Genomic DNA, 12,534 nt, shown 5'->3' on the forward strand with positions numbered 1-12,534 from the left:
CCTTCGCCCCTCCGACGCGACGACGCCCACCGCCCATCCGGCACGCGACAGCGTGCGCGTGGGCCGACACGGCATGCCGACCGCGCTGCCAGAGAAGAAGCATGAGCACCATCACCCCATCGACCATCGCCGGCGCACGCCCCACGGCTGCGCCCGCATCCACCCCCGGCCAGGAGCACGCCGACCTGCCCTCCTTCGCAGACCTCGGCGTCAGCCCTCGCCTCGTCGAGGCGCTGCGCGGCATGGACCGCACCTCGCCGTTCCCCATCCAGGCCGACACCCTGCCCGACACGCTCGCGGGTCGCGACGTGCTGGGCCGGGGCAAGACCGGCTCGGGCAAGACCCTCGCGTTCGCGATCCCGCTCGTGCAGCGCCTGAGCGGCGAGCTCGCCGGCGGCCGTCGCCGCAAGGGGCTGCCGCTCGGCCTCGTGCTCGCGCCGACGCGCGAGCTCGCGACGCAGATCGCCGCGACCATCCGTCCGCTCGCCGACGCGGTGGGCCTCACGGTGACGACGATCTTCGGCGGCGTGAAGCAGGGCCCGCAGGAGACCGCGCTGCGGAACGGCGTCGACATCGTCGTCGCCTGCCCCGGCAGGCTCGACGACCTCATGAAGCAGCGCATCGCGAGCCTCGAGGCCATCGAGATCACGATCGTCGACGAGGCCGACCACATGGCCGACCTCGGCTTCCTGCCCGTCGTCACGCGCATCCTCGACAAGACGCCGCAGACGGGGCAGCGGATGCTGTTCTCGGCGACGCTCGACAACGGCGTGGACAAGATCGTCCACCGCTTCCTCCACGACCAGGTGCTGCACTCGGTCGACGAGGCGAACTCGCCCGTCGCCGCGATGACGCACCACCTGTTCGAGGTCTCGGCCGACGACAAGATGGCGCTCGTGCGCACGCTCGCCTCGGGCTCGGGGCGCCGCATCCTCTTCACGCGCACGAAGCACCAGGCGAAGAAGCTCGCCAAGCAGCTCACCGCGTGGGGCATCCCCGCGCACGACCTGCAGGGCAACCTGTCGCAGAACGCCCGCGAGCGGAATCTCGGCGCATTCACCGACGGCTCCGTGAAGGTGCTCGTCGCGACCGACGTCGCCGCACGCGGCGTGCACGTCGACCACATCGAGCTCGTCGTGCACGTCGAGCCGCCGCTCGAGCACAAGTCGTACCTGCACCGCTCGGGCCGCACGGCGCGTGCCGGCTCGGAGGGCGACGTCGCGACGATCATGCTGCCCGCGCAGCGCTCGGACACCATGCACCTGCTGCGCAAGGCCGCCATCTCGGTGCAGCCGCAGAAGGTGACGCCGACGTCGGATGCGGTGCTGCGCCTCGTGGGCGAGATCGCGCCGCACGTCGAGCCGGTGCCGGGCGGACCGGGCTCGGGCAACGAGATCCCGCAGCAGGGCGGCGGCGGCGGTCGCTCGCGCGGCGGCCGCGGTGGTCGCGGCGGCTCGGCAGGCGGTCAGGGCGCGGATGCGGGCCAGGGTGCCGGGCGTCCGCGTCGCGACCGCTCGGGTCGGCCCGAGGTCAAGCAGCAGCGCCGCGAGCGCACCGGCGGCGAGAGCGGCCAGGGCCGCGGGCGCGGTCAGGGTGGCGGCGCCGGCCAGGGTGGTCAGCGTCGCGACGAGCGCGGCACGCGCGGCGGCTCGTCGGTGGCGTGGTCGTCGGGCGGCGGCGGCTCGCTGCAGGACGGTGGCCGCGGCGGTCGCTCCGGCGGACGTTCCGGTGGCGGCTCGCGTCGCGCCGGTCGCGCCCAGGGCTGACCCCGATCCACTCGACGCGCGCCGTCGCCCCTCGCGGGCGGCGGCGCGTTCGTCGTCCCGCCCGCGTCCCGCCGCGATCCGTCAGGGCAGCAGCGGAGGCAGCGTCGGCAGGATGGAGGGGAGGATCGGCGGGAGGATGGGCGGCAGCAGCCCGCCGTCGTCGTCCTCCGGCGGATCGCTCGGCGCGGGGTCGGGAGGTTGCGTCGTCGGCGTCGCGGACTCGGTCGGCGTGACGCTCGGCGCCGGCTGCGTCGGCGTCGACGTCGGCGGCGTGGTCCACGTCGGCGGGCTCGACCAGGTCGGAGCCGTCGTCGTCGCTGGCGTCGTCCATCCGCTCTCGGACGACCAGGTCGGCGCAGGCGCCAAGGTCGTCGGCGGGGTCGAGGGGCCGCCGTCGGCTGGGGTCGCCGTGGGCGACGGGGCCGGCTGCGCGTTCGCGGTCGCGGACGGCGCGGCGCCCGGCTCGTCGTCGGCGAGGGAGGGGTCGGGCCGCGCGGATGCAGGGATCACGGCGCCGGGGTCCGACTCGGGAGGCTGCGTCGCACCGCCGCCCCACATGGCGACCGCGACGGTCGTGCCCGCTGCGAGACCGAGCGCGGCGAGCGTCACGGCTGCGCCGCGTCGACGCCGGCGGCGGGGGAGCGCGCCGCCCGAGCCCGTCGATCCGCGTGCGTCGTCGGCGCCCGCCGACGCCGTCGGGACGGTGGCCTCGGGCGACGCGGGGCCGCCCTCGGAGCCTGTTCGCGCCGTCTCGGCGTCGGCGGCGGACGGGTCGCCGATCGCGCTGCCGTCGTCCGCCGCAGTGTCGCCGACGCCAGCTGCGTCGGCGTCGGCCGCGACCGCACTCGCACCCCGAGGTGCGCTCGCACCTGCGGCGGCGGACGCGTCGTCGGTCGCGGTCCCGGTCGACGACGAGCCGGCGCCGTCCACCGCGCCCAGGGTGGCGGTCGTGACCGCGGCCGGCGCGCCGAGGCGCGATCCCTCGTCGCCGGCGTCGTCCGACGAGCCGGCCGTGTCGGCGTCCGCTGCGTCGGCATCCGTCCCGCCGGCGTTCGCGGCCTCGACGCCCGCCGTGCCCGTCTCGGCGCCGTCGCCGCCGACCTCGACACCAGCGCGGTCGTCCCGGCCCTCGGCTCGAGCGCCATCGCCTCCGACGTCCGTGCCAGCGCCGTCACCACCGCCACCGCCACCGCCGTCGCCGTCCGCCGGCGCATGGTCCATCGGGTCCGCTGCGTCGTCGCGAGCCTGGCCGCTCGACGCCGCGCCCGTCGACGCCCTCGCCGGCGAACCCGCTGCTGCGAGCCCGGCGACGCCTGCGCCGGCGAGCCCCAGTCGCGTCGCCGCGACGACGCGGGCCGATGGCGCACCGTCGACGTCGGCGTCCCGCTCGGGATGGCGCACGCGTCGGCAGAGATCGCACGCGGCGACGTGGGCGCGCGCCGCCTGACTGCCCGATCGCGCGAACGCCGCATGCTCGCCGCCCGCGCGGTCGAGCACGATGACGCGCACCTCGGCGCGCAGCGCGCGGCGGCCCGCACGGATGGCGGTGGCCGCCGTGCGATGGTCGACGCCGAGCGCATCCGCGACCTCCGACGCGCGGTAGCCCGTCACGACGCGGGCGAGCACCGCGTCGCGCTGCAGCTCTGGCAACGCGCCGAGCGCCTCGCGCACGGGCGAGACCGCCAGGTCGTCGGCGATCGGCACGGCGAAGGCGGCGAGCGTCGACTCGTCGATCGAGCGCGGCACCGCGGGCGTCGCGCCGACGTCGAGCGCCTCGGCTGCGGCTGCGCGCACGGCGGCGCGCAGCGCGTCCACGGCATCCCGGCGGCCGGATGCGTCGGCTGCGAAGGCGGATGGGTCGCACTGGTCGATCGCGTGGCGTGCGACGGCGGAGGCGTCGTCGGCGTGCCGCACGAAGCGGCCCGCGAGCGCATCGAGCTCGGCGCGCACCGACCGCCAGTCGGCGCCGAGCAGTCGCTCGAAGCCCTCGCTCGCGTCGGTCATGGCTCGCCCCTCGCCTCGTCGCATCGCTCAGGTGGTGGTGGAGCGTAGCGCCGGAGACGGGGCGCGGCCCGCGTGGGGGACGGAAGACGGAAGAGGTCTCCCGCGTGCTCGTCACCCGAACGGCACGAGCCCCTGCACGGCCTGCTGCACGACGCTCGAGACCGCGGTGGCGACCTCGCCGATCCCTCCGAACGCATCCGCGCCCGCCCGCGCGAGCAGGATGCCGACGATCGCGACGATCCAGGAGGTCAGCTCGCCGGCCTGCCGCATGAGCCAGTCGTTCACGCGCTGCAGCCACGGCTCGATGCGTCGATGCGCGACCAGGCGCACGACCAGCAGCACGAGCGCGGGCAGCACCATGACGACGACGTAGCCCGCGAGCGCGGCGCCGTGCACCGGCAGCGGCAGGTCCGCGCCCTCCATGATCCCGATCGCCATGAGGTACGGCAGCAGCGTGGCGACCTCGAGGGCGGTCGCGGTGAGCGCGAGCGTCATGAGGGGCGCGACCGAGCCGGACTCCGCGTCGAGCGCACGGTCGCGCCAGCGCAGGATGCGCTCGGGCACGCCGCCCTCGCGCCCCGCCTTCGCACGCCTGGCGATCCAGAAGGACGCCGCGAAGAGCGCGACGCCCGCGGCCATGAGCACGCCACCGCCGACGGGCGAGGCGATCCAGGCCTGCAGGTCGTCGAGCAGCAGCCGAGCGGCGAGCGACAGCAGCACTCCGATGACGAGGTACGAGCCGGCGACGGTGCCGAGGTAGGCGAGCATGCGCGGCACGCTCGGTCTCGTCGACGCCAGCAGCAGCCAGATCGGGATGAGCAGGGTGCCGAAGCTCGTCGAGTCGGCGAGCGCCAGCACGACGAGGGTGCCGATCGTGGGGAGGTCCATGGCTCCACCGTCGCGAGCGCGCGTCAGGCGCGCGTCGGCGGAAGGTCGCATGCGGGCGCGCGGGCATCCGTCGTTCGGATGATCCGGCGCCGCGGCGCTCGTGCTGGGATGGATGCATGTCCGAGCGTCCCGCGCCGATCGACGAGTACGTGCTGCCGCGCGTGCGCTACCGCACGCGTGCGGGCGTCGTGGCGTTCGCGGCGCTCGCGGGCGTCGGCGGCATCGTCGCCGCGGCGCTCGGATGGACGGCGTCCGCCGATCCCGCGCTGCCGCTCGGCCTGCCCTGGATGCCCTATGCCGTCGCGATCGCCGCGGCGCTCGCGCTGCTCGTGAAGCGCGCGGCGCCGCTCGTCGCCGTGCCGGTCGCGGGCGCGATCGTGATCCTCGACGTGTCGAGCGTCACGGACACGCTCTCGATCGTCCCCGTGATCGCGTTCTTCGACACGATCTACGCAGCGATGCTCGATGCCCGGCGACACGTGCGGCGCATCGCGTTCGCCGAGGCCGTCGCGATCGCGGTCGCGCTCATCGTCCTGTGGCTCGTGACGAGCGACGTCGACCTCGTCGGCGGGGTGCAGCTGGCGATCGCGCTCGCGCTCGTCGTCGCCGCGCCCGCCGTGTGGGGCCTGTCGGTGCGGCAGCGCGACGACCTGCTCGCCGCGGAGACGGCGCGTGCGGATGCCGTCGCCCGCGCCGCCGAGGCGGAGCGCGAGAGCGCGGTGCGCGACGAGCGCGCCGCCATGGCGCGCGAGCTGCACGACGAGCTCGCGGCGAGGCTGTCGGCGATCGCACTGCAGTCGGCCGCCCTCGCTGCCCGGCCTGCAGCCGACGAGGCGACGGCGACCGCCGTGCGCGCCATCCGCTCGTCGAGCGTCGAGGCGCTCGACGAGCTGCGGCAGCTCATCGCCGTGCTCACGACCGGGCGTGAGGACGACGAGGTGCCCGTCGGCATCGACGACGTCGAGGCGCTGCGGCACGACGCCGAGCGCTTCGCCGTCGATCTCGACGCCGACGTCGACGTTCCGCAGGGCGCGATCGCGACCTCCGCATCCCACGCGCTCGTGCGCATCGCGCGGGAGGCGCTCGTCAACGCCGCACGGCACGCCCCCGGCGAGCGCGTGCGGCTGCGCGCGTCGGTGGAGGACGGCGTCGCGTCGCTCGAGGTGACGAACGCGCTCGTCGAGCACGCCGATCGGTCGGCCGGCAACGGGCTCGGCACGGCGCTCATGGCGCAGCGCTGGAGGGCCGTCGGCGGGTCGGGCAGCGTCGGCGAGCGCGAGGGGCGCTGGGTCGTGCAGGTCGCGGTGCCGACGGGCGGGGTGCACGCGTGAGGGAGCCACAGCCGATCGTGCGCGTCGTCGTCGCCGACGACCACGCCGCCGTGCGCGCGGGCATCGCCGCGGTGCTCGCCGCCGATCCGAGCATCGTCGTCGTCGGCGAGGCGGCGGACGGCCGCGCCGCGGTGCAGCAGGCGACGGCGCTGCGCCCCGACGTCGTGCTCATGGACGTGCGGATGCCGCGGCTCGACGGCATCGCCGCGACCGCCGAGGTCGTCGCGCTCGGCGTCGCGGTGCTCGTGCTCACGACGTACGACGTCGACGAGCACGTCGACGGCGCGCTCGCTGCGGGCGCATCCGGCTACCTGCTGAAGACCGCGGAGCCGGACGCGATCATCGCCGGCGTGCGCCGCGTCGCTGCCGGCGAGGGCGTGCTGGCGCCAGAGGTGACCATGCGCGTGCTGGAGCGGATGCGGTCGACGCCGCAGGAGGCGGTCGCGCCGCCCGCGGGGATCGACGAGCTCACGGCGCGCGAGCGCGAGGTGCTCGTCGGCCTCGGGGAGGGCCTCTCCAACGCGCAGCTCGCGGATCGCCTCGGCATCTCGGAGCCGACGGTGAAGACGCACGTGTCGCGCGTGCTCGCGAAGCTCGGCGCGCCGTCGCGCATGCGCGCCGCGGTGCTCGCGCGCGACGCCGGCCTCGTCTGACCCGACAGGCTCGAGGTTCTCGGCCGGATGCGACCTCGCATCCGGCCGAGCTCCTCACTCCTGGGGGAGGGCGAGGCTCGCGGAGCCGATCGCCGTCGACCAGCGGCCGAGGGCGGCGGGCACGATGCGTCGCGGCTGCGGCACCGACTGCAGCGGTGCGAGCGCGTCGAGCTCCTGCTCGACGATCGGCAGCAGGATCGAGTGCGCCGCCATGCCCACCGAGCCGCCCAGCACGACGATCTCGGGGTCGAACGCCGGCAGCATCCGTCGCAGCGCGGCGGCGATCGCGATGCCCGCGTCGCCGACGGCGCCGATGGATGCGGGATCCCCCGCGAGCGCGGCATCCACGAGATCCTTCGCCGTCACGGGGCGGCCGCCCGCGAGCGTGCGCGCCGCGGCGATGCGGGAGCCGACGCGGGCGAGCGCCTGCCCGCCGGCGAACGCCTCGAGGCATCCGTGCGCCTCGCACGAGCACAGCGGACCGTCCTCGACGACGGTGACGTGCCCGAGCTCGCCCGCGAACCCGTGCGCACCGCGCAGCGGCCGCCCGCCGATGACCAGCGCGCCGCCGACGCCCGTGCCGAGCGACACGAGCAGCAGCGACTGCGCGCCGCGGCCCGCGCCCAGGCGGTGCTCGCCGAGGCCGTGCGCGTTGCCGTCGTTGTCGACGACGACCGGGAGGTCGACGCGCGCGGCGACGGCGTCGCGCACGGGGAAGCCGCGGATGCGGAAGTGCGCCGCCCACGCGATCGTCGACGCGTCGGGCGTCAGCCACGCCGCGATGCCGAGCCCGAGGCGCTCGGGCATCGGCTGCGCGGCCTCGGCGAGCGCTGCGCGCAGCTCGTCGGCGGTGCGGGCGATCTCGTCGAGCAGGCCTTCGGCGGATCGGATGCGGTGCTCGCGCCACGACCGGTGCAGCACCTCGCCCGACTCGGTCATCGCGACGCCCGCGACCTTGGTGCCGCCGACGTCGATCCCGAGCACAGTCACCGCACCATCCTGCCGTGCGCGGCATGCGACGGCGGACACCGCTGCTCGCTGCTCGCTGCGCCTTCGCCGCCGCTCGCGAGCGGAGAGGCGCCGACCCGCGCCCCTCCGCTCGACCCGACACGGGAGGTCGAGCCGACGCATCGCTGCGCCACGTGGATGACGAATGGGGTGGGCATCGCATGACGGTTGCGCGCGGCTTCATGCGGCCCGGGCGTGTCGGCGCGCGGTCAGGGACCGAGGGTGACGAGGCAGGTCGTCGGGTCATCGAGCTGCGGCAGCGTGACGATGAGGGGCGTCTGCCCCGTCGTCGTCGGCGTCAGCGCGACCTCATGCGCTGCCGAGCAGATGCCGGCCACGTCGATCGCGTCGACCTGGAACGTCACCGCGTCGGCGGTGGCGACCCAGGCGCCGTCGACGAGCGTGCCGTCGACGGAGGTCGCGACGAGTCCCGCCGGCGCAGCGACCTGGTACGTCGCACCTGGGACGAGTCCCGTGACGACGAAGGTCGTGCTGACGGAGATGGGGGAGGTCGGCGCCCACGTCGGCTGCGCGGCGAGCGTCAGCGTCGGCACCTCGACCGGCGGAGGTTCGACGGGCGGCGGCTCGACCGGGGGAGGCTCGACGGGCGGAGGGTCGACGGGCGGAGGCTCGACCGGCGCCGGGTCGACGGGCGGGGGGTCGATCGGTGCGGGGTCGACGGGCGTGGGATCGACCCTCGGTGCGGGCTCGGCGGGCGGCGGCTCGGCAGGCGCCTCCGTCTCCGGCGGCGTCGCGGGCGACGAGACCGAGGGCGTCGTGATCGGCGTCGCAGGGGCGGGCGCGGCATCCGGCGCCGTGGGCGCCGTGGGCGCCGTGGTCTGCTCGTCCTCGGCGACGGGCTGCGGAGCAGGAACGGGCTCCGTCATCGGGACCGACGGCGTCGGCGCCGCGGTCGCGGGCGTCGTCGCCGCAGGCATCGGCGTCGCCGCCGGCGCCTGCACGGGCGAGAACGCCGCGACGCTCGCGACGACGACGACCGTCGTCGCCGCCGTCATGCCCAACACGGCGATGCCGGCGACGAGCGGCTTGGGCACGATCGTCCCGACGGCGGCCTGCGCCACGCTCGCGCGGGAGGATGCTGCCATCCCGCCGCCCACGAGCAGCGGCACGACCGCGAAGACCCAGCGACCGAAGCCGCGGCCGCCGCGCACCTCGAGGCAATGGTCGCAGCGCGAGACGTGCGCGATCGCGGCGCGACCCTTCGAGCGCGCGTGCACGGCGCACTCGCCGCCGGCGCGCTCCATGAGCACCGCCTGCAGCTCCGCACGCAGGGCACGGCGGGCGCGCAGCGCGAGCACGGCGACGGCGTTGGCCGACATCCCCATGTCGCGTGCGACGTCGCGCACGGGCTCGTCGTCGATCACGGTGCGCCTGAGCACCTCGCGGTGGCGCTCGGACAGCGCGCCGAACGCCTCGCGGACCGGCGCGAGCGCATCCACGTCGTCGACGGCCATGGCCCCGAGTCGTGTGTCGGCGATCGACGCGAGGGCGTCGTCCGCGACCTCCGAGCCGACGACGGCCTGCCCATCCTTCGAGCGCACGACGTCGATCGCGCGGAAGCGCACGCCACGCGCGAGGTAGGCGGCGGGATCGCGGATGTCCTCGCCGCGGTCGATCCGATCGATGAGCTCGACGACGGTCGCGGAGACGACGTCCTCGGCGACCTCTCGCCGACGCACGACGCGCTGGGCGATCGCGGTCAGGCGCGGCTGGAGCGCATCCCATTCGTCGCGGAGGACGGCGCGGATCGCCGCGGTCTCGTGCAGCTCGAGCGTCATCGCCACTCCTCTCGCGTCGACGTCGCATCGCGCGGGCGAGCGGCGGGGCCGAGTGCCGATGCTAGCCGCGCCATGTGAGGGATCATCAGTCCTGTACCCCGTCGTGGGGGCAGGATGGTGTCGTGCGCATCCTCGTCACCGGCTTCGAGCCCTTCGGCGGCGACCCCGAGAACGCGAGCCGCGAGGCGGTGCTGCGCCTCGCCTCTCACGCCGCCGCCGGCGACGAGGTCGTGACGGGCGTGCTGCCCGTCGCGTTCGCGACGGCACCGCTCGCGCTCCGTGCGCTCGTCGACGCCCACGCCCCGGATGCCGTGCTCGCCGTCGGGGAGGCCGGCGGTCGCGCGGTGGTGACGCCCGAGCGCCATGGGCGCAACCGCATGGACGCGCGGATCCCCGACGAGCGCGGTGACCAGCCGCGCGGCGCGGCCATCGACGACGGCGCCCCCGCGCGTCCCGCGACCCTCGACGTCGATCTGCTCGTCGCCGCGATCCGCGAGGCCGGCGTCCCCGCGGAGGCGTCGGAGGATGCGGGAGGCTTCGTCTGCAACCGCATCGCCGTCGAGGTCGCCGGGCTCGGCGTGCCCGCGGCGTTCGTGCACGTGCCCGCCGTCCGATCCAGCGGCGTCGCAGGGGTGGGGGCCGAGACCGACGCGGTCGGCGGTGCAGCGACCGCCCTCACGATCGACGACCTGGCGACGGCGCTCGCCGCGTGCGTGCGGGCGGCGGCATCCGAGGTCGCCGCGCGCTGACGGTCTGCGGCCTGACGTCGGCGCTCGCTGCGTGCGTGCGGGTGACGGCATCCGAGGTCCGCGTGCTGACGGTCTGCGGCCCGGCGTCGGCGCTCGCCGCGTGCGTCGGGCGTGCGGTCGTGCCTCGGGCTGCGTCATGGCCCGTGCGGCGTGCGTGCGACCTCGGCGCCGCCCGTCGTGCTGCGTGCGTCGATGCGCGACGCCGGCGTCGCTCCATCGTGCCGGCTCGGTCGGTCGAGTCGCGCGGGTCGATGCTGCGGTCCGCGCGTCGATCGTGTGCGTCGCTTGCGGGGATGTCGAGCCGGTCCGCGGATCGCCGAGCTCAGCGCGCGGCGTCGCCCGCGGCGGCCGCGCGCTCGACCCACCGAGGCGGCGTCGTCGGGCTGAGCATCGGCACGAGCTCGCCCGCCTCGCACCGCTCGACGAGCTGCGCCATGCGGCGCGCGCGCGTCTCGTCGCGCTTCGCCGACGCGACCCAGTGGAGCGCGGCCTTGCGGTAGCTGGGCGAGGCCGCGCCGAGAAACGCGGTCGCGACGGGACTCGCGGCGAGCGCCGCCTGCTCGGCGGGCGCGAGGTCGACGGATGCCTGCTCGTGGGAGTAGGTCGCGGTGCGGTCGGGCAGACGTCGCTCGTAGGCGGCGATGCCGGCAGGATGCATGCGGCCCTCGACGAGCAGCCGCTCGACGTGCGCGACGTTGACGGCCGACCACGTGCTCACCGACTTCCGAGGGGTCCAGCGCTGGCGGCGCGTGTGCTCGTCGATCGGCTGCGAGACGGAGTCGATCCAGCCGAAGCAGAGCGCCTCGGGCACCGCATCCGCCCATCCGAGCCCAGGATCCGCCACGGGCGACGACCGCTTGTGGATGCCCATCCACAGCTCGGTCGCCGTCTCGTGGTTCGCCTCGAACCAGGAGCGGAGCTCGGCCGCGTCGCGGAAGAAGAGCGCGGGACGCTCGGCGCTCCCGCCTGGCGTACCCGGCGACGTCATGCCGTCAGGATGCCACGCGCGTGCGACACCGCCGCCCGTCGCGGGCCCCGTGCGGCACAGCCTCGCCCGGTGATCGGCGACTTCGGCACGGGCCAGCCCCGGTGATTGGCGACTTCGGCACGGTTGAAGTCGCCAATCGACGGCGGAAGTCGCCAATCGACGGCGGAAGTCGCCAATCGACGGTGGTCGAGGCCGCCGCGGATGACGCGCGCTACGCCGACGCCACCGCCGCGCGCACCGCCGCGGCGAACGCATCCACGTCGGCCTCCGTCGTGTCCCACGAGCACATCCAGCGGACCTCGCCCGAGGTGCCGTTCCAGTCGTAGAACATGAACGACTCGCGCACGCGATCCGCGACGCCGGCGGGGAGGTGCGCGAAGACGCCGTTCGCCTGCGTGGGCTGCACGAAGTCCACGCCGTCGACGCCCTCGAGCGCCGCGCGCAGCCGTGCCGCCATCGCGTTCGCGTGCCGTGCGTTCTCGAGCCAGACGTCGCCGTCGTAGAGGGCGAGCAGCTGCGCCGAGAGGAAGCGCATCTTCGACGCGAGCTGCATGTCGAGCTTGCGCAGGTACGTGAGCCCGGCGCCCGCGCGCTCCGAGAGCGTCACGACGGCCTCGGCGGCGAGCGCGCCGTCCTTCGTGCCGCCGAGGGAGAGGATGTCGACGCCCGCGTCGGTGAGGAAGGCATGCAGCGGCGCGTCGAGCGCGGCCGCCGCGTTGGCGATGCGCGCGCCGTCGACGTGCAGCAGCATGCCGCGCTCGTGCGCGTGGTCGGCGAGGGCTCGGATCTCGTCGGCCGTGTACAGCGTGCCGATCTCCGTCGACTGGGTGATCGACACGATGCCCGGCTGCGCGCGGTGCTCGTCGCCGAATCCCCACGCCTCGCGATCGACGAGCTCGGGCGTCAGCTTGCCGTCGGGCGTCGGCACCGTGAGCAGCTTGAGGCCGCCGACGCGCTCGGGGGCGCCGCCCTCGTCGACCTGGATGTGCGCGCCGCTCGAGCAGATGACCGCTCCCCAGCGCGGCAGGCACGACTGGAGCGCGAGCACGTTGGCGCCGGTGCCGTTGAAGACGGGGAAGGCCTCCGCCTGCGGTCCGAGGTGCCGACGCACGACCTCCTGCAGCCGCACGGTGTACGGGTCCGCGCCGTACGAGACGACGTGCCCCTCGTTCGCGGTCGCGATCGCGGCGAGCACCGCCGGGTGCACGCCCGCGTAGTTGTCGCTCGCGAAGGTGCGGATGCTGGGGTCGTGGATCTGCTGCACGACTCCATCCTCGCGGGTCCGCGGGTCGCATGCCGACCAGGTCGGCGGAACGGCCGAAGGCGGCCCCGGCGCGAGCAGGGACCG

Annotated in this window: 10 protein-coding genes; 4 read left to right on the plus strand and 6 right to left on the minus strand. The window is 75.6% G+C overall.

From position 1 onward, the window contains the following. The first annotated feature begins 101 nt into the window (after positions 1–101). Positions 102–1,766, plus strand: coding sequence for a DEAD/DEAH box helicase (locus C1N71_RS01425; protein WP_137754777.1), 1,665 nt, complete (start codon positions 102–104; stop codon positions 1,764–1,766). Between the two features lie 81 nt (positions 1,767–1,847). Here the strand turns inward: C1N71_RS01425 and C1N71_RS01430 are convergent, their stop codons facing one another. Both C1N71_RS01430 and C1N71_RS01435 read right to left on the minus strand, forming a co-directional pair. Beyond that, a complete protein-coding gene (locus C1N71_RS01430; RefSeq protein WP_175414048.1) occupies positions 1,848–3,770 on the minus strand; it encodes a sigma factor-like helix-turn-helix DNA-binding protein in 1,923 nt (640 codons plus the stop codon). 111 nt (positions 3,771–3,881) lie between these two features. Next, a complete protein-coding gene (locus C1N71_RS01435) occupies positions 3,882–4,658 on the minus strand; it encodes a GAP family protein (protein ID WP_137754779.1) in 777 nt (258 codons plus the stop codon). A gap of 116 nt (positions 4,659–4,774) precedes the next feature. Here C1N71_RS01435 and C1N71_RS01440 point away from each other — a divergent pair, with 116 nt between their 5' ends. Further along, positions 4,775–5,989: a sensor histidine kinase gene (locus C1N71_RS01440; RefSeq protein ID WP_137754780.1), complete on the plus strand. Its 1,215-nt coding sequence runs from the start codon at positions 4,775–4,777 to the stop codon at positions 5,987–5,989. Further along, the gene (locus C1N71_RS01445; protein ID WP_254678055.1) at positions 5,986–6,642 is read left to right on the plus strand and encodes a response regulator; all 657 of its coding nucleotides are present in this window, start codon (positions 5,986–5,988) and stop codon (positions 6,640–6,642) included. Before C1N71_RS01440 ends, C1N71_RS01445 begins: the two co-directional genes overlap by 4 nt. A gap of 54 nt (positions 6,643–6,696) precedes the next feature. On the opposite strand, the gene C1N71_RS01450 is transcribed toward C1N71_RS01445, so the two are convergent. Then, positions 6,697–7,632, minus strand: coding sequence for an ROK family protein (locus C1N71_RS01450; protein WP_175414049.1), 936 nt, complete (start codon positions 7,630–7,632; stop codon positions 6,697–6,699). Positions 7,633–7,859: 227 nt separating this feature from the next. Beyond that, positions 7,860–9,449, minus strand: coding sequence for a sigma-70 family RNA polymerase sigma factor (locus C1N71_RS15420; RefSeq protein WP_137754782.1), 1,590 nt, complete (start codon positions 9,447–9,449; stop codon positions 7,860–7,862). A gap of 122 nt (positions 9,450–9,571) precedes the next feature. Here C1N71_RS15420 and C1N71_RS01460 point away from each other — a divergent pair, with 122 nt between their 5' ends. Beyond that, positions 9,572–10,198, plus strand: coding sequence for a pyroglutamyl-peptidase I (locus C1N71_RS01460; protein ID WP_137754783.1), 627 nt, complete (start codon positions 9,572–9,574; stop codon positions 10,196–10,198). Between the two features lie 322 nt (positions 10,199–10,520). Here C1N71_RS01460 and C1N71_RS01465 read toward each other — a convergent pair whose 3' ends face one another. Beyond that, the gene (locus C1N71_RS01465; protein WP_137754784.1) at positions 10,521–11,186 is read right to left on the minus strand and encodes a YdeI/OmpD-associated family protein; all 666 of its coding nucleotides are present in this window, start codon (positions 11,184–11,186) and stop codon (positions 10,521–10,523) included. Between the two features lie 211 nt (positions 11,187–11,397). Further along, positions 11,398–12,450: a threonine aldolase family protein gene (locus tag C1N71_RS01470; RefSeq protein ID WP_137754785.1), complete on the minus strand. Its 1,053-nt coding sequence runs from the start codon at positions 12,448–12,450 to the stop codon at positions 11,398–11,400. Positions 12,451–12,534 lie beyond the last annotated feature (84 nt).

The sequence above is a fragment of the Agrococcus sp. SGAir0287 genome (genome assembly GCF_005484985.1).
Taxonomy (GTDB): domain Bacteria; phylum Actinomycetota; class Actinomycetes; order Actinomycetales; family Microbacteriaceae; genus Agrococcus.